This window comes from Nocardia shimofusensis NBRC 100134, assembly GCF_001613125.1.
GTDB lineage: Bacteria > Actinomycetota > Actinomycetes > Mycobacteriales > Mycobacteriaceae > Nocardia > Nocardia shimofusensis.
The window spans coordinates 58,215-83,823 of the sequence record NZ_BDBT01000019.1 but is presented as its reverse complement, the minus strand read 5'-3'; the positions used below and the strand labels follow the sequence as shown (position 1 = coordinate 83,823).

Sequence of the window (25,609 nt, the reverse complement as noted above, 5' to 3'; positions counted from 1 at the left end):
GCGGTGCGGTGCGGTGCGGTCTCGCCGTCAGTGATGGAATCGCCGGTGGTCGGCGCCGAAACCGTCGGCCACCGTCGCGGCCAGCTCCACGTAGGCGCGTTTGGCCTGCTTGCTCAGCCGGTGCAGGTCGATCTCGGCGCCCTCGGACAGATGCGCGTCGTAGGGAATGATGTGCACGGCGCGGCAGCGGGCGAGGAAGTACTCGCGCAACTGCTGGACGCCCACATTCGGTGATCCCTCGCGCGGCAGGTTGATCACCACGACGGCATTGCGGACCAGGTGGTCGTGGCCGTGCAGGGACAACCAGTCCAGAGTGGCCGCGGCACTGCGCGCGCCGTCGATGGCCGCCGAGGAGACCAGCACCAGCGAATGGGCCAGGTCGAGCACGCCGGTCATCGCCGAGTGCATCAGGCCGGTGCCGCAGTCGGTCAGGATGATGTTGTAGAAGCGCTGCAGGATGCGCGCGACCGCCCGGTATTCCTCGTCGTTGAACGACTCCGAGGCAGCTGGATCTCGTTCGCTGGCAAGCACTTCCAATCGGCTGGTGGCCTGCGAGGTGTGCCTGCGGACGTCGGAATAGCGTTCGATCGAGGGATCGAGCAGCAGATCGCGCACGGTCGATCGGGTCTGCAACGACACCCGTTGCGACAGGGTGCCGAAGTCGGGGTTGGCGTCCACCGCGATCACCCTGTCACCGCGCACCGAGGCGAAGATCGACCCGAGGCCCATCGTGGTGGTGGTCTTGCCGACCCCGCCCTTCAACGACAGCACGGCGATCCGGTAGTCGCCGCGGACCGGCTGACGGATCCGCGCGACCAGCTCCTGCAGCCGTCGTTCCTCTGCCGACATGCCCGGATTGATCGCGCCGCCGGACATGTGGTGCACGGCTTTCCGCCAGCCGCTGCCCGGCGACTTCTTCGCCCGCCGCAGCGGCACGTCGTCCAGGGACGGATGCGGTCCCGGCGCGGGCTGATGACCGTGCGGGGGCGCACCCCAGGAGCCGCCTGCCGCGGGCGGCGCACCCTGTACCTGGTGTCCCTGCGGACCCGTATTCCACGGTGCGGGGATGCCTTCCGGCCGGCCGGGCAGCTGCTGGGGTGGATACGGCGACGGCGCGGGCGGTTGCTCCGGCTGCGCGAAAACCTGGGGATCACGGCGTTCACCCGGCATCCGGGGGTCGCCGCCCGGCGCCTGGGACGGGGGCTGGGTGAAGGTGTGCGGGTCGCGGTATCCGACGGGACCGGACGACTCGCTCACCGGCGCGCGATGCGAAGACTGTTGCGGCGCACCGTGCTGCCAGGGCTGCTCGTCCGCCCCCGGACCCCTACCCGGCGCGGGAGCGCCGTTGTGGCCCGGACCTTCGGGCCCCGGCCACCCGCCGCGCGGACCCGGTGAACCATAGGGCTGCTCGCCCGTCGCCGGAGATTCCAGCCCGTACACCGGATTCGAGCCGGGACCGTAGGCGGGCTGACCGTCCATCGTCCCGTAGCCGGTGTAGGGCGTCTCGGCTGCCGGTACGTACGCGGAGGGTCCGCTCTCGGCCGGTGCGTGGGTACCCGGCGCCGCCGGACCGGCCGGATTCGTGGCGTACGGCGAGCGTTCGTCGCGAGGTGGTTCGGACCTGCCCGCGGCCGAGTCGTCGGCCGGCGACGCCGAGGCAGCCGGCGGCATCGGGGGTACCGGACTGTCGCCGACGGGCGCGTCACCGGCGGGGCCGCCGAGCCAGGCGGGCGCCTCGGTATCCCGGCTCGCGGGTGAACCACTCGGCTGCCCCGGCGTCGGCGGACCGGATGGCCCGTGCGCATCGCCGTCGGCGATCGGGTGATCGCCGGTCGCCATGCGATGACGCCCGGAATTCGGTCCCCCGGCTTCGGATTCCGCCGCAGGCGGATGCGGCGCGATCGGTGGTGTGGTGGGCGCTGCGGGCGGACCGGGGATCGACGGTGCGCCGGGCACAGGTGCGCTCGGAGCCGGTGACCGGTCGGCGTTCCGCGATCCCGGCGGCGGCACGGAAGCGTCGGCGTCGGCGGACGAGCGATGATCCGGTGACCGGTCGCCGACCTGGCCTGGCGTAGGCGGATCAGGCAGCGGCGGACGTGCGGAGGTGGCCGCTGCCGACGTCGCCCCGCCGGGCGCCCCGGACGACGGCGAGCGCAGGCTCTCCGAGGGGAGAGGCGCATCGGACTCGTGTGGCGGCGTCGGCGTCGGTGCGCCGATCGACGGGTTCGGCAGCGACGGGCGCAGAGCCTCGGGCGATGCGGGTACTTCGCCGGTGCCGCCCGGGATTGTCGGGGTCGGCGTGCCGATCGAGGGATTCGGGCCCGCCGGACGCAGAGCCTCCGACGGTGCGGGAACCTCGCCTGCGCCAGGCGGAGGCGTCGGGGTGGGCGTGCCGATCGAAGGATGGGGCGGTACCGGCCCCTGGGCCTGCGGTGCGGGCATGTCACCGGATGCACGCGCAGGGAAAGGAGGCGTCGGCGCGGACGTTCCGATCGAGGGATTCGGGACCGGCGGGCGGCGCAGCGCCTCCGACGGCGCGGGCATTTCGCCGGAGCCGCGTGGCGGTGTCGGCGTGGGGGTGCCGATCGAGGGGTTCGGCAACGGCGGCCGCGGCGCCTCGGACGCCGGGCGCGGATCGCCGGATACCTGCGCCGGGGACGTGGGGGTGGGCGTACCGATGGAGGGCGCGGGCAGTGTGGGTCGCTGTGCATGGGGCGGGACCGGCAGCTCGCCCGAGGGGGGCGGAGGCAGCGGCGGTACGCCGGCCGGGGGGTTCGGCAGGGGCGGCCGCTGGACATCCGGCGTCGGTGTGAATCCCGACGTGGCAGGCGCGGATCCCGGCGGCGGTGGCGAAGCCGGCGCGAAGGGCACGGACGCCGGGGGAGCCGACTCGGGGGCGCCGAGGGGGCGGAAGGCTGCCGACGGGGTGGTGGGCTGTCGGGTGGGCAGCCGGGCGCCGGTGTCTTGTTCGGGCGCGCGGAGCGGCAGCTGATTCTCCGGCGCGGAAGTCCAGGGCGGACGATGCTCGGCCGGGGACTGCGTGGGCGCGGCCGGCGGGGAAGCCACGGCCTCGGGGGCGGGCCGGGGTGTGGCCAACGGCTCGGGTGCCAGCGGAGTCTGCTCGGCGGGGGCGGGCGGCGTCGGCCAGGCCTCGCGGGGGCCGGGACCGGTTGGCCTACCGTCGGCGACATCGTCGGCACCGGGTGCGGCGGTGTCGGGGGCGCGATCGTCCTTGTCGCGGCCGCCGAAGAAACGGCGCTTCTTGCGCTTGGGGGCGGGCTCGTCGTCGATGAGTTCGTCGTGCGGGAGGTTCTGGACGGGCGGGGCGTCGTAGCTGTCGCCGACATCGCTCTCCGACAGCCACGGCGGCAGCATGGGCAGGCCATCGTCGACACGACTCACGACCGCGCTCCGCTCTGCATCGCACGGCCGTCGTCCACGCCGAGGACCCCCGCCATCGGTGTCGGTCGTGTCGTTCGAAACCGCCGGTGCCCGCCGAGCGTCGCGCGCTCCCTGCGCTGCCTCACGACGTCCCCCTGATACAACTTCTCGACCGATGCCTGGACCGGTTCAGTTTACGGGACCGCTTCGGCCCCGGGTGGCACAGGGAGCGTTGCCCTCTCGTGGTGCCGGAGGGGGCCTTTTGCCTGATCGTCCAGCGGTCGGTAAGCTGGAGCGGCGGTGCACCCATGCGCCGACTGTTCTGCGTGCCACCTGTTCGGTGTGTCGCCGGGTGACCCCCGACGACTACATCCAAGCAGAATCCCTGCGAACGGCAAGCACGCGGACACAAACCAGGCAAACAAACCAGGTTCGAGCGGCTCCGGCCGCCTCCGGGCCGGGAGCGCGGAGGACATGGCGAAGAAAGACGGGGCCATCGAGGTCGAGGGTCGGGTTGTCGAACCGCTGCCCAATGCGATGTTCCGGATCGAGCTCGAGAACGGGCACAAGGTTCTCGCGCACATCAGCGGGAAGATGCGGCAGCACTACATTCGCATCCTCCCCGAGGACCGGGTGGTCGTCGAGCTCTCGCCCTACGACCTGTCCCGCGGCCGGATCGTTTACCGCTACAAGTGAGGTCGAGCCCCGAATGTATCGGGGCGCGGCAGGGTGAGTCCGGGCCGGCGGCGCAGTGATGCGTTGCGCCCGGAATCCCGTATAGAGACTTCCCCAGCCGACGGCTGGGGAAAAACTGTGTTCACACCCCTGTGAACCCGCAACAGATTGGACAGACGTGAAGGTTCAGCCGAGCGTCAAGAAGATCTGCGAGAAGTGCAAGGTGATCCGCCGTAACGGGCGGGTCATGGTGATCTGCGACAACCTGCGCCACAAGCAGCGCCAGGGCTGATCGCGAACCACCGCCGGGCACCGATCGCCTGATCGGCTTGGCCAACAGAGAAGAACTCCCAGCTCCAGCTGCACGTTGTGGAAAATCCGGGCTCTTCCCCCGAGGAGGACGACCTGGGGCGTGTATGCCAACCACCGGTACGGAGGCCGGTGCCCCGATTCAACAGACGCGGGGACGGACAGGGAGCAGACCTCCGCCAACAATTAAGGAACTGCCACCATGGCACGTCTGATGGGCGTCGATCTCCCGCGCGAAAAGCGCATGGAGATCGCGCTGACCTACATTTTCGGCATCGGCCGTACCCGCTCCAAGGAGATCCTCGAGGCCACCGGCGTCAGCCCGGACCTGCGTTCGAAGGATCTGAGCGACGACGACCTGACCAAGCTCCGCGACTACATCGAGGCCTCGGAGTTCAAGGTCGAAGGCGATCTGCGCCGTGAGGTGCAGGCCGACATCCGTCGCAAGATCGAGATCGGCTGCTACCAGGGTCTGCGGCACCGCCGTGGTCTGCCGGTGCGCGGCCAGCGCACCAAGACCAACGCGCGTACGCGTAAGGGTCCGAAGAAGACCGTCGCCGGCAAGAAGAAGTAAGGGATCCCATGCCTCCGAAGAGTCGGGCTACGGGCCCGAAGAAGACCCAGAAGGCGCGTCGCAGGGACAAGAAGAACGTCCCGCACGGCCACGCGCACATCAAGAGCACGTTCAACAACACGATCGTGTCGATCACCGACCCCAGTGGCAACGTCATCTCCTGGGCGTCCTCGGGTCACGTCGGCTTCAAGGGTTCGCGCAAGTCGACCCCGTTCGCCGCTCAGCTGGCCGCCGAGAACGCGGCCCGCAAGGCGCAGGAGCACGGCGTCAAGAAGGTCGACGTGTTCGTCAAGGGCCCGGGTTCGGGCCGCGAGACCGCGATCCGTTCGCTGCAGGCCGCCGGCCTGGAAGTGGGCACGATCTCCGATGTCACCCCGCAGCCGCACAACGGCTGCCGTCCGCCCAAGCGGCGTCGCGTCTAGCGGGAAAGGAATAGCGAACAATGGCTCGTTACACAGGCCCTATCACCCGCAAAAGCCGTCGGCTCCGTGTTGACTTGGTCGGCGGTGACCAGGCGTTCGAACGTCGCCCGTACCCGCCCGGCCAGCACGGCCGCGCGCGGATCAAGGAGAGCGAGTACCTGCTCCAGCTGCAGGAGAAGCAGAAGGCTCGCTTCTCCTACGGCGTCATGGAGAAGCAGTTCCGCCGGTACTACGAAGAGGCCAACCGCCAGAAGGGCAAGACGGGTGACAACCTGCTGCGCCTGCTGGAGACCCGCCTCGACAACGTGGTCTACCGCGCCGGTCTGGCCCGTACCCGCCGTCAGGCCCGTCAGCTCGTCAGCCACGGCCACTTCCTGGTCAACGGCGTGAAGGTCGACGTGCCCAGCTACCGCGTCTCCCAGTACGACATCATCGATGTCAAGGAGAAGTCGCTGCCGACCCTGCCGTTCCAGGTGGCTCGCGAGACCGTCGGCGACCGGCCGGTTCCCGGCTGGCTGCAGGTGATCCCCGGCCGTCTGCGGATCCTGGTCCACCAGGAGCCCGAGCGCGCGCAGATCGATGTGCCGCTGCAGGAACAGCTGATCGTCGAGTACTACTCGAAGTAAATCAGCGCGCTGTGCCGCTGGTGTGTGGCCGTTCGACGACGAGCGGCCACACACAACCCCTGAAACGTGGCGTCAAATAGCGGGCGCCCTAGAAGGAGGAAGATCCTCATGCTGATTTCCCAGCGACCGACGCTGACCGAAGAGGTCGTCGCCGAGAACCGGTCGAAGTTCACCATCGAGCCCCTCGAGCCGGGCTTCGGCTACACCCTCGGCAACTCGCTGCGGCGTACCCTGCTGTCCTCGATCCCGGGGGCCGCGGTCACGAGCATCCGCATCGACGGTGTTCTGCACGAGTTCACCACCGTCCCGGGCGTGAAGGAAGATGTCACCGACATCATCCTGAACCTCAAGGGCCTGGTCGTGTCCTCGGAGGAGGACGAGCCGGTCACGATGTACGTGCGCAAGCAGGGCCCGGGCACCGTCACCGCCGGTGACATCGTGCCGCCTGCCGGAGTCGTCGTGCACAACCCGGACATGCACATCGCCACCCTGAACGACAAGGGCAAGCTCGAGATCGAGCTCGTCGTCGAGCGGGGCCGCGGCTACGTGCCCGCCGTGCAGAACAAGGCGTCCGGTGCGGAGATCGGCCGGATCCCGGTGGACTCGATCTACTCGCCGGTGCTCAAGGTGACCTACAAGGTCGAGGCGACCCGTGTCGAGCAGCGCACCGACTTCGACCGGCTCATCCTGGACGTGGAGACCAAGAACTCCATCAGCGCGCGGGACGCGCTCGCCTCGGCGGGCAAGACCCTGGTCGAACTGTTCGGCCTGGCTCGCGAGCTGAACGTCGAAGCCGAAGGCATCGAGATCGGCCCCTCCCCGGCCGAGGCGGATCACATCGCCTCGTTCGGTCTGCCGATCGAGGACCTGGACCTCACCGTCCGGTCCTACAACTGCCTCAAGCGCGAGGGTGTGCACACGGTGGGCGAGCTGGTGGCCCGCACCGAGTCGGACCTGCTGGACATCCGCAACTTCGGCCAGAAGTCCATCGACGAGGTGAAGGTCAAGCTGCACGCGCTGGGCCTCTCGCTCAAGGACAGCCCGGCGTCGTTCGACCCGTCCTCCGTGGTGGGTTACGACGCGAGCACCGGAACGTGGAGCGACAGCGGCACTTTCAGCGACAACGACGGCGGCGAGCAGGACTACGCCGAGACCGAACAGCTCTAGGCGGTTGGGGTAGGCACCCCGGCCTTGCCGAAACCACAGGAGAACAACAATGCCTAAGCCCAAGAAGGGTGCCCGCTTCGGCGGGTCGGCGTCGCACCAGAAGGCGATCTTCGCCAATCTGGCGACGGCGCTCTTCGAGCACGGCCGGATCACCACGACCGAGTCCAAGGCCAAGGCCGTGCGTCCCTATGCCGAGAAGCTCATCACCAAGGCGAAGGGCGGCACTCTCGCCGACCGTCGCGAGGTGCTGAAGGTGATCCGCAACAAGGACGTCGTGCACGCGCTCTTCGCCGAGATCGGGCCGTCGTTCGAGGGTCGTGAGGGTGGCTACACCCGCATCACCAAGACGCTGCCCCGCAAGGGTGACAACGCGCCGATGGCGATCATCGAGCTGGTCCGGGAGAAGACCGTGACCAACGAGGCCGATCGCGCCCGCCGCGTGGCCGCCTCCAAGAAGGTCGAGGAGGCTCCCGCCGAGGAGACCGCCGAGACCACCGAGGCTCCGGCCGAGGAGACCAAGGCTGACGAGGCTCCGGCCGAAGAGTCCGCCGAGGACAAGAAGGAAGCCTGAGCTGACTCGGGATTCCATGGATGAGCCCGCCGCCCTCCTGGGTGGCGGGCTCATTCGCGTGCGGCTCGACATCTCCTACGACGGCACCGATTTCACCGGCTGGGCCAGGCAGCCCGGGCTGCGCACCGTGCAGGGGGTGCTCGAGGAATCGTTGAGCAAGGTGTTGCGCGAGCCGATCCAGCTGACCGTCGCCGGGCGCACGGATGCGGGCGTGCACGCGGAGGGGCAGGTCGCGCATTTCGATAGCGCGGCCGAATTCGACGGGCCGAAGCTGGTGCACCGGCTGGCCCGGTTCCTGCCGAAAGACGTGCGGGTCAAGGACGCCTGTGTGGCGCCGCCCGAGTTCGACGCGAGGTTCTCGGCCGTCCGGCGGCACTACGTCTACCGGCTGACCACCGCGCCCTACGGTGCGGAACCGCTGGCGGCGCGCAGCGTGGTCCCGTGCAAACCGGGAGTGGACCTCGAGGCGATGCGCGCGGCCTCGCGAAGACTGCTGGGGTTGCACGATTTCGCGGCGTTCTGCCGCAGGCGCGAAGGCGCGACGACGGTGCGCGAACTGCAGCGCTACGACTGGGAGCGGCAGGGTGATCTGCTGATCGCACACGTCAGCGCGGACGCGTTCTGCTGGTCGATGGTGCGCAGCCTGGTCGGCGCGGTGCTCGCGGTGGGAGAGGGGAGACGCACGCCGGACTGGGTCGGTGGATTGCTGCGGGAAACCCAGCGCTCGAGCTCGGTCACCGTCGCCCCCGCGCACGGCCTGAGTCTCGTCGCCGTGGACTACCCGGCCGAGGCGGATCTGGCGGCCCGCAATGTCCAGACCAGGGAGATGCGAACCGTGCCCACCGCGGAAGGTTGCTGCGGAGACTGATCCGCGCCGTTCCCCGTTCCGAATCCTCGCTCGCGCCGCCACCCTGTGCTCGGCGCCCTCGGGCCGGATTTCGCGTGCCTCTGTGCCCGGTTCGGGTTCGCGATGTGCAGGGCTGGGAAGCACAAACGCGCGCCGCCGGCTTCGGCGACGCGCGATGTGTTGGATGGATAATCGTGTGGACCCGACGGCGTCAGGCGGTCAGCTGCCGGTGCCCGCCTCGATCGTCTTGTGCTCGGAGCCGCCGCTGATCTCGATGCGGCGCGGCTTGGCCCGTTCGGCGATGGGGATGGTCACCGAGAGCACGCCGTTGTTGTAGCTGGCGCTGATCCTGTCGGTGTCGACATTGTCTCCCAGCGACAGCTGGCGCATGTAGGTGCCCGCGAAGCGTTCGGAGGCGATCCACTGGACGCCTTCCTCGCTGGGGAGGCTGCGCTGAGCGCGCAGGGTCAGCGTGCCGTTGTCCACGCTGACGTCGACGGAACCCGGGTCGACACCGGGAAGGTCGGCGTTGAGTACATAGTGGTCGCCCGCCTTGAACAGATCCATCGGCATGAAGCGGGGCGCCCGTGCGGTCCCGGCACCTTCGCCGAGCAATTGGCGCGCGACGGTGTCGATGTCATGGAATGGATCGAATCGCAGCACAGCAATCACCTCCCATTTCGATCGCTGCGGCGCTCACCTCGGCTGACGAGCGCCGGAAGCTGTGCACCATCTAATTTAGCACTCGCGCATGGTGAGTGCCAGATCTGCGTGGTCGTCGCTGCCGGTTTTTCGATGGGCCGGTCAGCGCACGAACCGGGCGATGGCGTCGGTCGCTTCCTTGATCTTCGCCTCCGCCTCGGGGCCGCCTGTCCGGGCGGCATCGACCACGCAATGACTGATGTGGTCCTCGAGCAGGCCCATCGCCACGGCCTGCAGCGCCTTGGTCATCGCCGAGACCTGGGTGAGGATGTCGATGCAGTACTTCTCCTCCTCGACCATGCGCTGCAGGCCGCGGGACTGGCCCTCGATCCGGCGCAGTCGCTTGAGGTAGTCGTCCTTGCTCGTGATGTAGCCGTGCCCCGCATGGTCGTGGGCCGCGTGATCATGTGCGGCGTGGTCCTGCGTTGCGGGTTCTCGGTTGTCGGTCGTGTCGGGGATGGTCACCACTGCCTCCTTGCTCTGGGCCTGCCGATGAGGCGGTCCATACCCCCCGAGGGTACAGGGGTTTCCGCTGGTCAGGCCGTGGGCGAACTCGGTGTCGTCTCGGCCGGGACGACGACCGGCCGTTCCGCTCCGGAACGAGCCAGCGCGATGCCGCCGACCAGCAGCACGCCACCGGCCAGCTGCACCGGCGCGATCGCCTCGCCCAGCAGTATCCGGGCCAGCACGACCGCGAACAACACTTCGCTCAACAGCACCAGCGACATCAGCGTCGATCCGATTCGTGCGGCACCGGCCACTCCGCACAGGTAGGCCACCACCGTGCTGACCGCGATCAACAGTGCCAGCGCCACCCACACCGGCAGCGGGCGCTCGGCCATCACAGCCGTGCTCTCCCCGACCTGTAGCGGCAGCACCGTCACGAGGCCGAGGACCCATGCCGTCACCGCCGCCACGCTCAGCCCGGCCCCGAGCAGTGTCACCGGGCTCAGGTTGTCGGAAGTGCGCGCCGACAACAGGAAGAACGCCGCATTGCACAGCATCGACAACGCGGCCCAGCCCAGACCGGCCACGCTCAGCCCCGCACTGTGGAGGACATCGATCACCAGCGCGGCGCCGATGAGCGCGACCGCGGCGCCGATGAGCGTGCGAGCGCTCGGCCTGCGCCGCCGCACGGCCCAATCCCAGAAGATGACCACCACCGGCGCCAGGAACTGGATCATGAGCGCGACGCCCACCTGCAGATATTGCAGGGAGAGGAAGAAGGTGGCCTGGACACCCGCCACCGCGACGACGCCGAAGGCGATGATGGTGCGCAGATGCCGCGGACTTTCCCGCAGCTCGCGGGGATCGGCGAGCGCGGCGACCACCAGCACGATCGCGGCCGCGCCGGTCAAACGGACGGCGAGGATCGCGCCGGGCGACCACTGCGCCGCCAGCACCGACTTGGCCAGCGGACCGGAACTGGCGAACGCCAGACCGCTCGCCACGGTCAGCCACACCCCGGAACGTGCGCGCGACACCGCACCTCCTCGACGTTTCGAACTCGGCCGCCGGCTCGGACATCCCATCTCTGCCGTGGACAAGCATGCGCGACGAGATAGGTCGGTCGGGCGGTGGGGTGAGCCGACGGTGCGGGGCGGCGGGGTGGGCCCGTCGGTGGGGTGGGCGCGTTGGTGGGGCACCTTGCGGGCCGTCCCGGCCGCTCGGGAAGAATCAACGGCCATGAGCGAGCTTCCCCGTCCCGCCCTTGCCGTCATCGGCGGCACCGGGTTCTACGACTTCTTCGACGCCGAGACGCGCGAGATCGACATCGACACCCCCTACGGCAAGCCGAGCGCGCCCATCGCGGTCGGTGATGTGGCGGGCAGGCCGGTCGCGTTCGTGCCGCGCCACGGCAAGAAGCACGAGTACGCCCCGCACACGCTGCCGTATCTGGCCAATATGTGGGCGTTGCGTTCGCTGGGCGTACGGCGGGTCTTCGCGCCGTGCGCGGTCGGCAGCCTGCGTACGGACTGGGGTCCGGGCACGGTCGCGGTGCCGGATCAGATCGTGGACCGCACGTCGGGACGGGCACAGACCTACTTCGACGGCGGCGGCGTGCACGTCTCCTTCGCCGATCCCTACTGTCCGGAACTGCGCGTCGCCGCGATCGGCGCCGAAGTCGAGGAACTGCCGCTACGCGCGGGGGGCGCCATGGTCGTCGTGCAGGGGCCGCGCTTCTCCACTCGTGCGGAGAGTCGCTGGTTCGCCGAGCAGGGCTGGGATCTGGTCAACATGACCGGCCACCCGGAAGCGGTGCTCGCCCGTGAACTGGAGATGTGCTACTCGGCCATCGCTCTGGTTACCGATCTGGACGCCGGGCTGGAAAGCGGTGACGGCGTGCACGCGGTCGACGTGTTCGCCGAGTTCAAGCGCAATATCGAGCCGTTCAAGGAGGTGGTCCGCAAGGCGATCGCGGCGGTCGAGAGTACCGAGACCTGCGCGCACTGCAGTCCGCACGAGGGCGTCGTGCTGCCGTTCGACCTGCCATGACCGGGGCCGCGCACACACCGTTGCGGCTCGAGGTGATCGTGGCCAGCGTGCGACCGGAGCGGTTCGCGCCGGTCGTGGCCGACTGGTTCCTGGCGACCGCGCGTGAGCGCCCCGAGTTCGACACCGGCGTCATCGATCTGCTCGACACCCCGCTGCCCGCCGACCTGACCGAGACGCCGGACGTCCTGGACTTCCGGGCCCGGTTGGGCGCGGCCGACGCGTTCGTCGCGGTCACCTCCGAGTACAACCACGGCTATCCGGCCTCGTTGAAGACCGCGTTCGACTCGGCCAAACACGAATGGCGAGCCAAGCCCATCGGATTCGTGTCCTACGGCGGGATGTCGGGCGGGCTGCGCGCGGTCGAGCAACTGCGTCAGGTGGTCGCCGAACTGCACATGGTGTCGCTGCGCGAAAGCGTCGGATTCCACCGGGCCAAGCGGCAGTTCGACGCCGACGGCCGGACCCGCGACGGCGCCGCGATCGACGCCGCCGAGCGGATGCTCGGCCAATTGTCCTGGTGGGGAAGGGCTTTGCGCGCCGCGCGAGACGCCGAGCCCTATCCGGGCTAGCGTGCCGTGGCCGCCGGGGCGGTGTCAGTGCGCGGCGGCCATCGGGCGGCGCCCGCGGGGATTCCCGATGTAGGTGGCTTCCTTGGCGATCGACACCAGGGTCAGATCGACCTGGGTGGTGCCGGTGCGCACGATGACGCGGTTGCCGATGGCGCCCGGCTGGTGGATCGACAGATCCGGCCGGGTGGCGGGCCAGCCCATCGGATCACCGGTGACGTAGATGGTGGTGACACCGGCGTGCGGCGCCGGCGCGAGCACGCCGTCGACCACGGCCGCGGTGAACCCCGCGTCGGACTGGTGGGTCTCCACCGCGATCGCCAGCCGTTCCGGGTTGTTGATGGTCTGCACCAGCTGATCCCAGGCGTGCGGACGATCGGTGCGGATGAGGATGCGCTCCCCGACGGCCAGCGCCCGGAACACCAGCTGCTGGGCCAGATACAGCTCGCCGGCGACGTAGACCGTCGAGATGCCCTGCCCGATGATGCGCACCGCGACACCCTGGTTGTTCTCGTCCGAACCGATCAGCTGACCGCAGCCCGACGAGGGCAGGTGCAGCGCGCCGATGACATCGATCGGGTACTCGGTCATCGGCACCGCGTCGTCGACATCGGGCACCGCCAGCGGCAGATTGGCCAGCAACCCGTCGCGATGGCGGCCGTTCATCGAGATCATGCCGTCGAGCTTGCCGCCCTCGGGCAGCTCACGAGTGGTCAGCCGCCAGGAGGCGCCGATGTTCACCGACTCCGCGGAACTGCCCGGCCGCAGCCGCACCGTCATGGTGGTTCCGCGGGAGGGCGCGACCCACAGCTGGGCCAGCAGATCCGAGCCGAGGTGTTCCGGATCGACCGCGCTGCCGATATTGACCGCGTTGCCCAGTTCGGCGTAGCGCCAGGCATGGGTGAGTTCGCGTGGGTCGTAACCCGCGGTGATCTGCAGGACGGCCTTGCGGATCTCCGGCGCGGTGAGGATACGGGCGCTGCAGTCGGCGTCTTCGAGCGCGCGCATGATGCGCTGGGTCGCGATGGTCACCGCGCGGGAGGCGCCCTCGGTGCCGCCGCCCCGGCGGGCCGCGGCCCCGGCACCGGCGACCGCGTCGAAACCGATCGCCAGCCACACCGAGCGGTGGGCGGTCGCGGGCAACGGGCCGAGCAGCGACTCGTAGATCTTTCCCGCGGGTGTGCCCGCGCGGCTGCGGTGCCCGTGGCTGACGATGTCGATGCCGCTGAGCAGAATGTCGTGCTGGTTCAGGCATTTCGCCAGTTCCGGCAGCGGCAGCAGGTGCGAGGCGAGCACGGTGCTGCTCGAGATGCGGGTCAATCCGCCGCGCGGCGGCAGCACCTCGACAACCGTGACCACCCTGGTTCCGTCCCAGTACAGGCCGAGTGAGCGGTCGTCGGGACCGCGGTAGTCCACGGTGTCGCCGAGTTCGTAGTCGCGGCGGGTCTTGAAGCGCCACACCGTGATGATCCAGTCCAGCAGCGTGCGCTTGGCGATCGGGATCAGCGGGATCACCAGAGCGGCCAGCGCCACGACGAGCGCGGAGAGCGCGGGCAACCAGATCAGCGAGACGAGTCCGGCCGAGACAGCGATGACCTGTGCGGTGAGCAGATTCGGCATCGAGATGCGTCCGAGGAGCGGGCGCGGCCCCGCTCCGGTGGCTTCGGCCATCACGTCCCCCAAGTAACCGGCGTCGGCCGAATCCGCCCGGCCGAACTCAACAACAGTCCCCAGGAACTGTACTGTGTTGCGCGGACGTGAGCACTGTTCGGGGGAGGAACCATGCCTTCAAAGCCCACCACACGCTGGCAGGTGAGCGGCTATCGATTCCTGGTGCGCAGGATGGAACACGCGCTGGTTCGCCGCGACGTGCGAATGTTGCACGACCCGATGCGATCCCAGTCGCGCGCCTACGCCGTCGGCCTGGTGCTCGGCGTCGTGGTGCTGGCGGGATGCGGCATCCTCGCGTTGTTCCGGCCGCAGGACAAGATCGGCGACAACACCCTGCTCATCGGCAAGGAGAGCGGCGGCGTCTATGTCGTCATCGACGATGTCGTGCATCCCGCGCTGAACATCGCCTCGGCCCGGCTGGCCTCCGGCGAGAGCGGAAAAGCCGCGATCATCAAGGAATCCGAGCTGACCAAGAAGCCGCGCGGACAGCTGATCGGTATCCCCGGCGCGCCCGCCGCGCTGCACTACGACGCCGACGGCTCGGGCCGCACCTGGACGGTGTGCGACGTGCTCGCCATCGACGGCAGCAACGACCTGACGACCTCGGTGATCGCCGGTGATCTCGAGCTCGGCGACAAGGCCTCGACGATGGAATCGGACCGAGCGCTGCTGGTGACCGCGCAGGACGAGGACTACCTCGTCTACAACAACTCCCGGGCCCGCGTCGACATGAACGACCGCAAGGTCACCGACGCCCTCGGCATCACCGGAATGACGCCGCGCCCGGTCGGCGAGGGCCTGCTCAACGCGATTCCCGAAGTCCTGCCGATCATTCCGCCCAAGATCAACGATCCCGGCGCGAGCGTGAGCTACCAGATCGGCGACCACCGCGTCGGTGACGTGGTGCAGGTGTCGACCGAGCCGGACAAGAACTACGTCGTGCTCACCGACGGCCTGCAGGAAGTCTCCCCGCTGACCGCGGACATCATCCGCAACACCTACCGGTCCTCGGGCACCGATTCCACGATCGACCAGGCCGACCGGGTCGCCGTGGACCTGGTGAACACCCTGGCGGTCGCCACCTACCCGCAGCAGCAGATGAGCATCGTCGAGTTGAAGGACGAGCCGATCAGCTGCCTGTCGTGGACGCCGAACCCGGTCGCCGCCGAACACAACGAGGGCGGAAAGCAGGCCGAATTGTCGGTGGTCACCGGCCTCGCGCTGCCGATCCCCGACAGCGGCAAGCTGGTCCCGCTCGCCCAGGCCGACGGCAACGGGCCCAATGCCGACTCGACCTACATCCCGCCGGGCACCGGCGCGTTCGTGCAGTCCACCGGCATCGAACCGGACAGCACCCGTAAGGATTCGATGTTCTACGTCGCCGACACGGGTGTGCGGTACGGCATCAAGAACGCCGACGCCCAGAAGGCGCTCGGACTGGACACCGAGTCCGGGGTGAAGCCGGAGCCGGCCCCGTGGCCGATCGTGGGACTGCTCGCCAACGGCCCGACGCTGGGGCGCGAAGAGGCGATGGTCGCCCACGACGGCATCGCGCCGGACGCTTCGCCCGCCGAGAACACCGTCGGCAAGACCAACTGATCGCGTTGTCGCGCAACGGTATAAGGCGGGCGCTGCGTCCAGCGGCCGGCCGCGACTGATCGGCAGTCGTCACGCAGCTCTCCTCGCGAGGGCGGATCGGCTCCGGGCATCGGGCGTCACGCTGCCACCCGACGTGGCCGGTGTGCCGCGCTTGGAGGCAGTGGTGGAGGCGGCTCGATCGAGCAACCGACGACGGCTGACAGCGATGCGATCCCGACGGGGCCCGGGCCGACATACGGAAACCGCCACTGTGCGCGTGAAAAGAGACCCCGTACCGGCGGGGTCGAGAACGGCCGGGGCACCGACGAGGTCGTGTAACTCACCGCCGAAACAGAGGGCCGGCACGTGCGTGCCAGGCCAACTCGGCCGGCGCAAGTGGGGGTTCCGGCCGGAGCCTGCAGGCGGCAGCGCGTCGGCAGGCTCGGGAACGGCTCACATCTCGTCGCCGGTGACGCCGAATCGGCGGCGGATCGGGAACGAGGCCAGATAGCCCAGGATCGACGCGGTCGCGATCACGCCGGTGCCGATGAGCGCCACATCGCGTGCGGTGTTGTCCGGCGGCGCGGGCGGCGCGGGCACCGCCAGCTGCCTGCTCCTGGCCGGGGCGGGCTCTTTGGGTGGCAGGGCGTCCGGGACGGCGTTGGTCAGCGCGGCGACGGGATCGACCGAGCCGTAACCGATGTAGGGATTCCAGCCCTCGGCCGGCGCGTGCGCCGTCGCCTGGATGCGCTCGATCACCTCGAGTGCGCTCAGTTCGGGGAACCGCGCACGGACGAGCGCGGCGACACCGGCGACGACGGGCGTCGCGAAGCTGGTGCCGGTGATGTACCCCTGCTGACCACGCTGGTCGACCGTGCCGATCGCGGTGCCGGTGCCGCGGGGGTCCAGCGAGACCATGTTCTCCCCGGTAGCGGCCACCCCTACCCAGGGGCCGGGAATCGTGAAGCTCGACGGCGCGCCGTTGGCGTCGACCGAGCCGACGGCCAGCACGTAGTCGTCCCAGCGGGCCGGGCTGATGTTGTAGGTGACGTTGCTCCACGGGTCGGCGGTCGGGTCGAGCGGGTCGATGACCTGGTTCTCGCCCTTGCAGGAATCGTCCTTGTTGCCCGCGGCGACCACCACGACGACGTTCTTCTCCACCGCCGCGTAACGCAGCGCGGCGCCGACCTTGTTGTCCGCGTCCGGGCTCCCTGTGCCGCACCAGACCTCGGAGATATTGATGACCGAGACGTTCATGTCGGCGGCCCGCACGATCGCCGAGGCCATCGTGTGCAGATTGCCGTAGCTGTCGGGGAGATCTTCGGGCGCCTTCTCCGCCGAGCGCCCTTCCTTCTGATACATCTTGCTGGTCTGGCGGATCGTGATGATCTGCGCCTCGGGCGCGACGCCCGCGAACCCTTGGCCCGGGACCTGCGACGCGGCGATGATGCCCGCCACCAGGGTGCCGTGACCGTCGCAGTCCTCGGTGCCGTCACCCACATTCGCGACGAAATCGCCGCCCGCTTCCAAGTCGGGCAGGCGGGGATGACGAGCCACCCCGGTGTCGATCACCGCGATGCGCTGGCCCGCGCCCTTGGAGAACTGCCACGCGCGTTCGAGGTCCAGTGCCCGCTGGGCGTCCGGGATCGTCGGGCCTTCGCCGCCGGTCACGATGTCGGCGCAATGCGAGTTGGAGGGGCGTTCGGTCTTGTCCGGCGGCGCGGCCGGATCACCGGCCGGCTTCAGGCCCGGGTCCACCGCGGGCGGCCGATCAGCGAGCGCGACACCGCCGTTCGCGCCGACTCCGAAAGATGCGCTCATGCCCAGCGTCACCGCAGCGGCGGCGACGCGCCACCGCCCGCTCACAGCCCGCGGACGATGGAGTAGAGCGAGGCCACCCAGAACACCAGCGGCAGCACCGCGGCCACGAACGCGTACTCCAGCAGTTCCACGGCGCGGCGCATCGGCGGTGTCGCCGACTGGTTCGGGATGATGACGCCCAGGATCAGCGCCGACACCAGGATCAGCATCGCCACGCCGAACACGGCGAGCGGAAGCTCCATCGTCAGCGCCATGCCGGTCAGCATGATCAGCACGATCGCGGCGCCACCGGCGATCAGCACGACCGCCTGCTCGGCGCCCGCGTAGGTGCGGCTGCGGAACATCAGCACCGCCGCGCAGACCAGCGCGAGCGCGATGCCCTGCCAGTACGGGTCGTCGGCCTGGTGATCGGTCGCGGCGAGCGCGCCGGCGACGGTCACCAGTGTCGTCGCGGAGACCAGGCCGGCCAGATACCGCCTGGCGTGCTCGGACTTGGCCCGCAGCGCGTCCAGCGTGGGCAGGGCGCGGTGGTCGTCCGGATCGTCCTCGGTCGGATCGATCGGGGTGCCGGGGGAGGGGACCGGCGGCAGCGGCAGTTTCGCCAGCAACATGGACACCCGGGGCGAGAGGGACAGACCGAGCAGACCGAGCGCGGCGGCGACCGCGCCGATCGCGCGAACCGACTGATCGGTGAGCAGGCCGACCAGCGAGGCCGGGATGGCGTAGACCGCGAGGGTGGCGGCGCCGATGAACAGCGCGAGCCCGACCCCGGTCACCCGCCAGGCCAGGATGGCCGTCGCGGCGAGCAGGCTGGAGGCCAGCAGCAGATGCGCCCACCCGTAATGGTCTGGTACGTAGAGCATTCCGGCGGTGAATGCCGCAGGCAGCGCGCACCCCGCGAGCACGAGAGCGGTGGCGGTGTCGCCGTACATCCGGCTCAGCACCATGCCCGCCACCACCAGCAGGATCGTCACCGCCAGCGCCACCGAACCGCTCACCCACACCGGCAGCGCTTCCGGCGCGGCCAGCAGGCCCAGGCAGCCGACGAGCATGGTGAGCGCCGCCAGGATCGAGCCGGTCAGCCGCGCGGTGCGCGGCGTCCAGCCACGGAAGTGGTCGGCGTCGGCGATCGCGACGTTGTACATGATGTCGTCGAACAGCGGAGTCGGCGCGGTGTGCGAAGCGCTTTCGAGCATCAGCAGCTCGCCGTCGCGCACGCCGTGCTCGCCCAGGGACAGCGAATTGGAGAAGGGCGGATGCCCGATCCTGGCCAGCACCCATTCGGCGGGCTCGAACCGTTCGCCTTCGTTGTCGAAGTCGTTGCTGCGGCTGTGCTGGGCGACCATGTCCACGACGCTGGGAATCACCAGCGCCACCGGGACATCGACCGGGATGGCCATGTCGACCTGGGTGTGCTTGGCGAGGATCGTCACCCGGGCCAGGTCCGGCGCGCGTACGATGCCGCGTGATGCATCTTCGTCGATGTGGCCCATTCGCGCGTGCGTCAAGATTCCCCCAACCTGGTGCTCTACCTCGGAATTCCGCTGAGCCGCGTGTCGCCGGGTGGGTTTGCGAACCCTGACGTCCGGGCAGCAGAATGCAGGACGAACTGTACGACATGTCGGCCGGTGCCTCTACACTGAGCCCGGAGTTGCCGCATGCGAAGTAGGGGGATTTCGGCGATGAGCACTGTCCGGTTCCAGCGTCGTGCGCGCCGGGAGATGCCGCGCACTCCGGGTGGCGAGGTCACCCTGCAGCCGCCGCCCGAGATCCCCAGGGTGACACCGGGCAATCTGCTCATGAAGCTGATGCCGGTCGTCATGGTCGTCGCCATGCTGGGCATGGTCGGTCTGATGTTCACCATGGGCACCGGCATCGCGCAGAACCCGATGATGTTGATGTTCCCGGTCATGATGATGGTCTCGATGGTGACCATGTTCGCCGGGCAGGGCGGCGGCAAGGGCCAGAAGGCCGCCGAGGCCAACGAAGACCGCAAGGACTACCTGCGCTACCTCGATCAGGTCCGCAGGGACGTCGACGAGACCGCCCGTCAGCAGCGCGCCTCGGTCGAGTGGAGCCACCCCGAGCCGGGCCTGATCTGGATGCTCGCGGGCACCAGTCGCATGTGGGAGCGCCGCGCGGGCGACAAGGACTTCTGCCATGCCCGCATCGGCATCGGCCCGCAGCGGCTGGCGACCAGGCTGGTGGCCCCCGAAACCGGTCCGGTCGAGGAACTCGAGCCCATCGCGGCGGTGTCGCTGCGCCGGTTCGTGCGCGCGCACTCCACCGTGCCCGACCTGCCGACCGCGATCGCCGTGAAGGGCTTCGCCACCATCGCCCTCGACGGCGACCGCGCCCAGGCGCGCGACATGGTGCGCGCGATGTTGTTGCAGCTGTGCATGTTCCAGGGGCCCGACCAGGTGCTCGTGGCCGTCGTCGCCGGCCCGGACACCGCGCGCGAGTGGGAGTGGACCAAATGGCTGCCGCACACCCAGCATCCGGATTCCCAGGACGGCATCGGCAGCCAGCGCATGTTCTTCGGGTCCATCCGCGAGGCCACCGCCGGCCTGCATCCGCTGCTGGGCAACCGGGTCAGGTACTCGCGTAACCAGCCCGCCAACCCCGGCCTCGTCCAAGTCGTCATCGTGGTCGACGGCGGCCTGCTCGAATCCGAGGACGATCAGCTGCGCGAGTCCGGCTACGAGGGCGTCACCATCATCGACCTGTGCGGATACGCGCCCCGCCTGGCGGTGTCGCGCGGCATCAAGATGGTGGTCGAGAACGGCGAATGCGTCGGCCGCGGCGCCACCGGCAATCTCGAGCGTTTCGCCACCGTGGACCGCATCAGCGCGCATCAGGCCCAGCAGGCCGCGCGCCGGCTGGCGCCCTATCGCGCGGCGACCCAGCGCAGCAGCGACGTGGAGACCGACGACACCGAGGTCATCTCGTCGTGGGCGCAGCTGATGAGCCTCGGGGATATCGGCACGTTCAACCCGGAAAGCGCGTGGCGGCCCCGCTACGGCCGTGAACGGCTGCGGGTGCCCTTCGGCGTCGGTCCGGAGGGCATGCCCATCGAGCTCGACATCAAGGAAGCCGCCGAGAGCGGCATGGGCCCGCACGGTCTGTGCATCGGCGCCACCGGTTCCGGAAAGTCGGAGTTCCTGCGTACCCTGGTGCTGAGCCTGCTGGCCACCCATTCCCCGGACCAGTTGAACCTGGTCCTGGTCGACTTCAAGGGTGGCGCGACCTTCCTCGGCCTGGAGGGCGTGCCGCACGTCGCGGCCGTCATCACCAACCTCGAGGAAGAGGCCGATCTCGTCGACCGCATGAAGGATGCGTTGGCCGGTGAGATGAACCGCCGTCAGGAAGTGCTTCGCCAGGCGGGCAACTTCGCCAACGTCTCCGAATACGAGAAGGCCCGCGCCGCGGGCGCCGACCTCGATCCACTGCCCGCGCTGTTCGTGGTGCTCGACGAGTTCTCCGAACTGCTCACCCAGCACCCGGATTTCGCGGAGCTGTTCGTCATGATCGGCCGCCTCGGCCGCTCGCTGCACGTGCACCTGCTGCTGGCCTCCCAGCGCCTCGAGGAAGGCAAGCTCAAGGGCCTGGAGAGCCATCTGTCCTACCGCATCGGCCTGAAAACCTTCTCCGCCAACGAATCCCGTCAGGTGCTCGGCGTGCCGGACGCCTACAACCTGCCCAACATTCCCGGTGGCGGTTACCTCAAGTCCGATTCCGGCGAGATCCAGCGCTTCCAGGCGTCCTATGTCTCCGGTGCCTACGTCGGCGGGGGTTCGCAGCGCGAGGTCACCCAGGCCGGTGTGGCCGGCGGCGAGATCGACGTCAAGGCACGGCCGTTCACGGCGCATCACGTCGACTTCCGTGCGATCGACCGGGTGCCGCTGCCCGCCGCCTCCTCCGACGAACCCGAGGAGCATCACGGCGAGGACGGCGAGAAGTTGTCCAACCTGGACATGCTGGTCTCGCGTATCCGCGGCCACGGCAGGCCCGCCCACGAGATCTGGCTGCCGCCGCTGGACGAGGCCCTCAGCCTCGACCAGCTCATCCCGCGTTCGGTGCTCACCGGCGAGTACTCGGCGATCGCCACGCTGCGCGCGCCGATCGGCATCGTCGACCGCCCCTACGACCAGCGTCGTGACCCGATGGTGGTCGACCTTTCGGGCGCCCGCGGCAATGTGGCCGTCGTCGGCGGACCGCAGTCGGGCAAGTCCACCGCGCTGCGGACCCTGATCATGGCCATGTCGATGACCCACACCGCCGAACAGGTGCAGTTCTACTGCCTGGACTTCGGCGGCGGCACGCTGGCCAGCCTCGAGGGGCTGCCACATGTCGGCTCCGTGGCCGGTCGCCTCGACGCGGACAAGGTCCGCCGCACCGTCGCCGAGATGACCACCATCGTGCGCACCCGCGAGGCCAGATTCCGCCAGCTCGGCATCGAATCGATGGCCGAGTTCCGTCGGTTGCGGTCGATGGATCCGGGCAGCAGCCACGCCGCCGCGGGCGCGCACGAGGATCCCTTCGGCGACGTCTTCCTGGTCATCGACGGTTTCGGCTCGATCCGCCAGGATTTCGACCCGCTCGAGCAGACGATCATGAACCTCGCGGTGCAGGGCTTGTCCTACGGCGTGCACGTGGTGATCGCACTGGCCCGCTGGGCCGAGGCGCGTCCGGCCCTCAAGGACCAGATCGGCACCAGAATCGAACTGCGCCTCGGTGATCCGATGGACTCCGACCTCGGCCGCAAGTTCGCCGCCTTGGTCCCGCAGGGCCGTCCCGGCCGCGGTATGACCCCGGACTGCCTGCACATGCTCACCGGCCTGCCCCGTATCGACGGCAGTGCCGACCCGAACACTTTGGGCCAGGCCGTCGCCGACGCCGTCGCCACCATCGCCCGGCTCACCCCGGGCCGCCCGGCGCCGGCCGCCCGCATGCTGCCCGAGATGCTGCCGCGCGAACAGTTGTTGCACCTGGCAGGCAACTGGCCCTCGCAGGTGCCGCGTGGCACCAGAAACCTGCGTATCCCCATCGGCATCAACGAATCGGAACTCGCCCCGGTTTACCTGGACTTCAACGAGTCCCCGCACTTCATCATCATCGGTGACAGCGAGGCGGGGAAGACGACGCTGCTGCGCTCGATCATCGAGGGCATCGCCGCGTCGAACACCCCGAACGAGGCGCGCTTCATCATCGGCGACTACCGGCGCCATATGCTCGGCATGATCCCCGAGGGCTACCAGGCCGGATACGGCTCCACCGGACCGCAGTTCACCAAGAACATGAACGATCTGGCGGCCTATGTCGCCCAACGCGGACCCGGCCCGGACGTGACCCCCCAGGAAGTGCGTGATCGAGCCTGGCTGACCGGCCCCGAGCTGTACGTGATCATCGACGACTACGACATGGTCGCCACCTCGATGGGCAACCCGACAGCTCCGCTGGTCGAACACCTCCCGCACGCGCGCGATCTCGGCTTCCACCTGATCATCGCCCGCCGGTCCGGTGGCGCCAGCCGCGCGATGTACGAGTCGACGTTGGCGCGAATGAAGGACTTCGGCGCGGCGGGCCTGATCATGAGCTGCCCGAAGGACGAGGGCGTGTTGATGGGCAGCGTGCGCCCGAGCCAGCTTCCGCCGGGCCGCGGTACCTACGTGACCCGTAACAGCCAGGAGTTGATCCAGCTCGGCTGGATGCCGGCGGCCGAGTGATGACTCAGGTCGAACTGGTCCTCACCGACACCAGGATCTGGGCGCGCGGCCCGTCGACCCACTGGGACGGTGTGCCCTCGGTCGTGCTGGGGGGCAACGGAAGCCTGGTCGTCGGCGAGCCGCTCACCCCGCTCGGTCAGGTCAGCTCGGCGGTGCAGTTCGTCGCCGCCGAGCGGATCGCGTTGCTGCCGCGCGTACCCGAGCTCGCGGAGGCGCTCTCGGCGCTGTTCGCCACCGTCCTGGACAACCTCGGTCTCGGTAGTCCGTGCGAGCGATTCACCATCGTCTGCCCGACCGAGTGGGGTGGCCACCGCCGCGAAACGATCGCTACCGCGGCGCGCCGCTTCGCCGGCGACATCGTCTTCGAGCCGATCGCCGCACGGTCTGTCGCCACCGACGAGGCCACCCTGCGCGCCCGCCGCGTCGTGGTCCTGGAATTCGGCGCACTCACCACCACCGCTGCCACGGTCGTGCGCACCCACGACGGTGCACAGGTCGAATCCTGTGAATACGAACCGGATCTCGCTCTCGACGACCTCGGTGCCGACCCCGGCGCGGCAGAAGGACTGGCCGCGATGCTCGAGCGTCTGCTCGACGGCGGCCGCGCCGACCTCGTGCAGGTGTTCGGGGCTTCCGACCCCGCCAAACTCGATCTCATCGACCAGGTGGCGCACCAGGTCTGCGGCGCTGACGTGGAAGTGCGCCCCGTTTCCGGCGTCGACCTCCTGCACCGCCCCGAGCCCAGGTCCGGCTACATCCCCGACCCGGTGCGAGCCATGCCCGACACCGAATGGCTGCAGCCGCTGCGCCAACGCGCCGCCGCCCGAGCACCCGAGCGCAACACCGTCGTGTACGCGGCGGCCGCCGCCGCGGTCGTGGTCCTCGCCGCCGCCGCTGTCGGCGCGGTCGTCGCGTTCAGCGGCTCGGACGATTCCCAGGAGTCCGCCGCCGCCCCGACCACCTCGGCCCCGGCCACCTCGGCCCCGATCTCTGCCCGCTCGACGAGCGCCGCGCCGCGCACCTCAACCGCCCCGAGCGCACCGGCCGCCACGGAAACCCTCGGCCGCATCACCTTCCGGATCCCGGACGGCTGGCGCGTGACCTCCTCGAGCACCCAGAGCAGCCGCGTCGACCTCGCCCCCGAGGACGGCTCCCGCCTGCGGCTCACCATCATCCAGACCGCTGTCGCTCCCGATGCCGGCTACGCCAGGATCGCGGCGGACCTGGAAGCCCAGATGCGCGAGAAGCCTTCCCTCGGCGCCCTGCGCCGCGACGTGGTCTTCGCCGGCCGGTCGGGCCTGTCCTACATCGAGCGCCCCGAAGGCGGTTCGACCGTCCGGTGGCACGTCCTGCTCGAACACGCAACGCAGGTCAGCGTCGGCTGCCAGTATGTCGCCGACATCGATTGGGCCACGCTGGAACCGAGCTGTGAGGAACTGGCCGCCTCGATCGACGTGCAGCCTTGAGCTAGGGCAGCGCTACCTCGAAAAGCGCAAGACTTCTGAACGCCTAGGCCCCTAGACACCTCGGCCCCTGAACGAACTTCGGGCCCCCGCGCACGGCATGGGGCCCGAAGTGGCTGCGGCGGAGCTCAGTTGAAGAGGTTCGCCAGTGCCTTGTCGGTGCTCTGCAGCTCCGAGTTGCCGGAACTGACCAGCTGACCAGCACCGGTCAGCGTGGTGTTCAGCTGCTCGACGTGCTGCTGCCACTGGGTCTGGAAGGCGATGAACGCTTCGTTCGCCGCACCACCCTGGGTCTCCGCGAACTCCTTGACCTTCTGGTGGAAGGCGTTCAGTTCGTCGCGGATGCCCTCGGCGCGCTTGATGATGGTCTGCGCACCGTCGGAAACGCCCTCGAAATTCGCTGAGATGTTGCGATCCATAGCGGAACTCCTGTTCGTGAAGTTGAAGGTTGGGTCAGAGTGCCGGCAGGTCGAGGCTGGAGACCTGGGTCTGGACCTGGGAGGCGAAGTCCGTGTCGTGGTCGGAGACCTGACCGCTCACCTTCATCAGGTTCTGCGCGGTTTCCATCAGCTTGTCGTTCATCTTGTCGGCCTGGAAGTAGTACCGCTCCATGAACGCGTTGAAGGCGTCGCGCGCCGCACCCTGCCAGTTGGCGCCGTTGGTGACGTTGTCCTCGTCGGTCTTCAGCTGACGGATGGACGCCATCAGAGCGCTGTGCTGATCCAAGAACTCTTTCGCCTTGGCATTGATTGCACCGGTATCTGCAACGAAGTTGTTCGTCATCGCGGTTGCTCCTGCTTCTCGTCATGGTCAACATGCCAAGTGTCAGCTGACCGATTCATATGTTTGGACGTGTCCGGTGTCCGATCGGTTCCACCGGATCGGTGAGAATTTTCGATCCCCTGATTCCGCGAAACCCTTGGTCCCCGTCTCGGGCTGGCGATGGCCGGTTCTCGGCGGCGCTGCTGCTCGACCGGCGGACCGCCGCATTCGGCTGAGGCGCTCGGAGCCCGG

At 69.1% G+C, this 25,609-nt stretch carries 22 protein-coding genes; 13 read left to right on the top strand and 9 right to left on the bottom strand.

All coding sequences use genetic code 11. The annotated features are described in order from the left end of the window. Positions 1-27: 27 nt before the first annotated feature. On the bottom strand, positions 28-3,402 hold the full coding sequence (locus NS3_RS30120; protein WP_245649689.1) for a MinD/ParA family ATP-binding protein: 3,375 nt from the start codon (positions 3,400-3,402) through the stop codon (positions 28-30). A 453-nt stretch (positions 3,403-3,855) separates the two neighbouring features. On the opposite strand from NS3_RS30120, the gene infA reads away from it, so the two are divergent. The 8 genes from infA (at position 3,856) to truA (ending at position 8,593) form a co-directional block, all read left to right on the top strand. Then, on the top strand, positions 3,856-4,077 hold the full coding sequence (gene infA / locus NS3_RS18935; protein ID WP_003418601.1) for a translation initiation factor IF-1: 222 nt from the start codon (positions 3,856-3,858) through the stop codon (positions 4,075-4,077). 157 nt (positions 4,078-4,234) lie between these two features. Continuing rightward, entirely contained in the window at positions 4,235-4,348 is a 114-nt protein-coding gene (gene rpmJ / locus NS3_RS28545; protein WP_025347279.1) for a 50S ribosomal protein L36, read from the top strand. 219 nt (positions 4,349-4,567) lie between these two features. Then, on the top strand, positions 4,568-4,939 hold the full coding sequence (rpsM, locus tag NS3_RS18930; RefSeq protein ID WP_040794577.1) for a 30S ribosomal protein S13: 372 nt from the start codon (positions 4,568-4,570) through the stop codon (positions 4,937-4,939). Between the two features lie 8 nt (positions 4,940-4,947). Continuing rightward, entirely contained in the window at positions 4,948-5,361 is a 414-nt protein-coding gene (rpsK, locus tag NS3_RS18925; RefSeq protein WP_067861488.1) for a 30S ribosomal protein S11, read from the top strand. Between the two features lie 20 nt (positions 5,362-5,381). Continuing rightward, positions 5,382-5,987, top strand: coding sequence for a 30S ribosomal protein S4 (gene rpsD, locus NS3_RS18920; protein WP_067861486.1), 606 nt, complete (start codon positions 5,382-5,384; stop codon positions 5,985-5,987). A gap of 108 nt (positions 5,988-6,095) precedes the next feature. Then, the gene (locus NS3_RS18915) at positions 6,096-7,154 is read left to right on the top strand and encodes a DNA-directed RNA polymerase subunit alpha (protein ID WP_040794580.1); all 1,059 of its coding nucleotides are present in this window, start codon (positions 6,096-6,098) and stop codon (positions 7,152-7,154) included. A gap of 49 nt (positions 7,155-7,203) precedes the next feature. Further along, entirely contained in the window at positions 7,204-7,725 is a 522-nt protein-coding gene (rplQ, locus tag NS3_RS18910; protein WP_067861484.1) for a 50S ribosomal protein L17, read from the top strand. Positions 7,726-7,741: 16 nt separating this feature from the next. Further along, positions 7,742-8,593, top strand: coding sequence for a tRNA pseudouridine(38-40) synthase TruA (gene truA, locus NS3_RS18905; RefSeq protein ID WP_157101421.1), 852 nt, complete (start codon positions 7,742-7,744; stop codon positions 8,591-8,593). A gap of 198 nt (positions 8,594-8,791) precedes the next feature. Here the strand turns inward: truA and NS3_RS18900 are convergent, their stop codons facing one another. The 3 genes from NS3_RS18900 to NS3_RS29185 all read right to left on the bottom strand — a co-directional run bounded on the left by NS3_RS18900 (position 8,792) and on the right by NS3_RS29185 (position 10,758). Beyond that, the gene (locus NS3_RS18900; RefSeq protein ID WP_067861482.1) at positions 8,792-9,235 is read right to left on the bottom strand and encodes an Hsp20/alpha crystallin family protein; all 444 of its coding nucleotides are present in this window, start codon (positions 9,233-9,235) and stop codon (positions 8,792-8,794) included. A gap of 141 nt (positions 9,236-9,376) precedes the next feature. Continuing rightward, entirely contained in the window at positions 9,377-9,643 is a 267-nt protein-coding gene (locus NS3_RS18895) for a metal-sensitive transcriptional regulator (RefSeq protein ID WP_067861540.1), read from the bottom strand. A gap of 167 nt (positions 9,644-9,810) precedes the next feature. Next, on the bottom strand, positions 9,811-10,758 hold the full coding sequence (locus NS3_RS29185; RefSeq protein WP_067861480.1) for an EamA family transporter: 948 nt from the start codon (positions 10,756-10,758) through the stop codon (positions 9,811-9,813). Between the two features lie 202 nt (positions 10,759-10,960). Here NS3_RS29185 and NS3_RS18885 point away from each other — a divergent pair, with 202 nt between their 5' ends. Both NS3_RS18885 and NS3_RS18880 read left to right on the top strand, forming a co-directional pair. Beyond that, a complete protein-coding gene (locus NS3_RS18885) occupies positions 10,961-11,770 on the top strand; it encodes an S-methyl-5'-thioadenosine phosphorylase (RefSeq protein ID WP_067861478.1) in 810 nt (269 codons plus the stop codon). Continuing rightward, complete coding sequence (locus NS3_RS18880) at positions 11,767-12,339, top strand: NADPH-dependent FMN reductase (RefSeq protein WP_067861476.1); 573 nt, start codon at positions 11,767-11,769, stop codon at positions 12,337-12,339. Before NS3_RS18885 ends, NS3_RS18880 begins: the two co-directional genes overlap by 4 nt. Positions 12,340-12,363: 24 nt before the next feature. Here NS3_RS18880 and eccE read toward each other — a convergent pair whose 3' ends face one another. After that, the gene (gene eccE / locus NS3_RS18875; RefSeq protein ID WP_067861474.1) at positions 12,364-14,007 is read right to left on the bottom strand and encodes a type VII secretion protein EccE; all 1,644 of its coding nucleotides are present in this window, start codon (positions 14,005-14,007) and stop codon (positions 12,364-12,366) included. Positions 14,008-14,118: 111 nt separating this feature from the next. On the opposite strand from eccE, the gene eccB reads away from it, so the two are divergent. Then, positions 14,119-15,606, top strand: a complete 1,488-nt coding sequence (eccB, locus tag NS3_RS18870) for a type VII secretion protein EccB (protein WP_067861467.1) — start codon at positions 14,119-14,121, stop codon at positions 15,604-15,606. Between the two features lie 432 nt (positions 15,607-16,038). On the opposite strand, the gene mycP is transcribed toward eccB, so the two are convergent. Both mycP and eccD read right to left on the bottom strand, forming a co-directional pair. After that, positions 16,039-17,406: a type VII secretion-associated serine protease mycosin gene (gene mycP, locus NS3_RS18865; RefSeq protein ID WP_067861538.1), complete on the bottom strand. Its 1,368-nt coding sequence runs from the start codon at positions 17,404-17,406 to the stop codon at positions 16,039-16,041. 41 nt (positions 17,407-17,447) lie between these two features. Next, a complete protein-coding gene (gene eccD / locus NS3_RS18860; RefSeq protein ID WP_067861465.1) occupies positions 17,448-18,914 on the bottom strand; it encodes a type VII secretion integral membrane protein EccD in 1,467 nt (488 codons plus the stop codon). 174 nt (positions 18,915-19,088) lie between these two features. On the opposite strand from eccD, the gene eccCa reads away from it, so the two are divergent. Both eccCa and NS3_RS18850 read left to right on the top strand, forming a co-directional pair. Further along, complete coding sequence (gene eccCa / locus NS3_RS18855; protein WP_067861463.1) at positions 19,089-23,132, top strand: type VII secretion protein EccCa; 4,044 nt, start codon at positions 19,089-19,091, stop codon at positions 23,130-23,132. Then, positions 23,132-24,598 (top strand): type VII secretion-associated protein, encoded by a 1,467-nt coding sequence (locus NS3_RS18850; RefSeq protein WP_067861461.1) that lies wholly within the window; start codon positions 23,132-23,134, stop codon positions 24,596-24,598. The genes eccCa and NS3_RS18850 overlap by 1 nt, the downstream gene beginning before the upstream one ends. Before the next feature lie 125 nt (positions 24,599-24,723). Here NS3_RS18850 and NS3_RS18845 read toward each other — a convergent pair whose 3' ends face one another. Together NS3_RS18845 and NS3_RS18840 are read right to left on the bottom strand one after the other, a co-directional pair. Beyond that, complete coding sequence (locus NS3_RS18845) at positions 24,724-25,014, bottom strand: WXG100 family type VII secretion target (protein WP_067861459.1); 291 nt, start codon at positions 25,012-25,014, stop codon at positions 24,724-24,726. Positions 25,015-25,048: 34 nt separating this feature from the next. Further along, positions 25,049-25,378 carry a WXG100 family type VII secretion target gene (locus NS3_RS18840; RefSeq protein ID WP_067861457.1) on the bottom strand — a complete coding sequence of 110 codons (330 nt, stop codon included), beginning with the start codon at positions 25,376-25,378 and terminating at the stop codon, positions 25,049-25,051. Between the last annotated feature and the right edge of the window lie 231 nt (positions 25,379-25,609).

Excerpts from the sequence above, each read along its gene's own strand:
- rplQ (WP_067861484.1), top strand. The coding sequence starts at position 7,204 with ATGCCTAAGCCCAAGAAGGGTGCCCGCTTCGGCGGGTCGGCGTCGCAC.
- NS3_RS18840 (WP_067861457.1), bottom strand. The coding sequence starts at position 25,378 with ATGACGAACAACTTCGTTGCAGATACCGGTGCAATCAATGCCAAGGCG.
- mycP (WP_067861538.1), bottom strand. The coding sequence starts at position 17,406 with ATGAGCGCATCTTTCGGAGTCGGCGCGAACGGCGGTGTCGCGCTCGCT.
- rpsK (WP_067861488.1), top strand. The coding sequence starts at position 4,948 with ATGCCTCCGAAGAGTCGGGCTACGGGCCCGAAGAAGACCCAGAAGGCG.
- truA (WP_157101421.1), top strand. The coding sequence starts at position 7,742 with ATGGATGAGCCCGCCGCCCTCCTGGGTGGCGGGCTCATTCGCGTGCGG.
- rpsD (WP_067861486.1), top strand. The coding sequence starts at position 5,382 with ATGGCTCGTTACACAGGCCCTATCACCCGCAAAAGCCGTCGGCTCCGT.
- NS3_RS18845 (WP_067861459.1), bottom strand. The coding sequence starts at position 25,014 with ATGGATCGCAACATCTCAGCGAATTTCGAGGGCGTTTCCGACGGTGCG.
- NS3_RS18850 (WP_067861461.1), top strand. The coding sequence starts at position 23,132 with ATGACTCAGGTCGAACTGGTCCTCACCGACACCAGGATCTGGGCGCGC.
- rpsM (WP_040794577.1), top strand. The coding sequence starts at position 4,568 with ATGGCACGTCTGATGGGCGTCGATCTCCCGCGCGAAAAGCGCATGGAG.
- NS3_RS18915 (WP_040794580.1), top strand. The coding sequence starts at position 6,096 with ATGCTGATTTCCCAGCGACCGACGCTGACCGAAGAGGTCGTCGCCGAG.
- eccB (WP_067861467.1), top strand. The coding sequence starts at position 14,119 with ATGCCTTCAAAGCCCACCACACGCTGGCAGGTGAGCGGCTATCGATTC.
- infA (WP_003418601.1), top strand. The coding sequence starts at position 3,856 with ATGGCGAAGAAAGACGGGGCCATCGAGGTCGAGGGTCGGGTTGTCGAA.
- NS3_RS18885 (WP_067861478.1), top strand. The coding sequence starts at position 10,961 with ATGAGCGAGCTTCCCCGTCCCGCCCTTGCCGTCATCGGCGGCACCGGG.
- NS3_RS18880 (WP_067861476.1), top strand. The coding sequence starts at position 11,767 with ATGACCGGGGCCGCGCACACACCGTTGCGGCTCGAGGTGATCGTGGCC.
- eccCa (WP_067861463.1), top strand. The coding sequence starts at position 19,089 with ATGAGCACTGTCCGGTTCCAGCGTCGTGCGCGCCGGGAGATGCCGCGC.
- eccE (WP_067861474.1), bottom strand. The coding sequence starts at position 14,007 with ATGGCCGAAGCCACCGGAGCGGGGCCGCGCCCGCTCCTCGGACGCATC.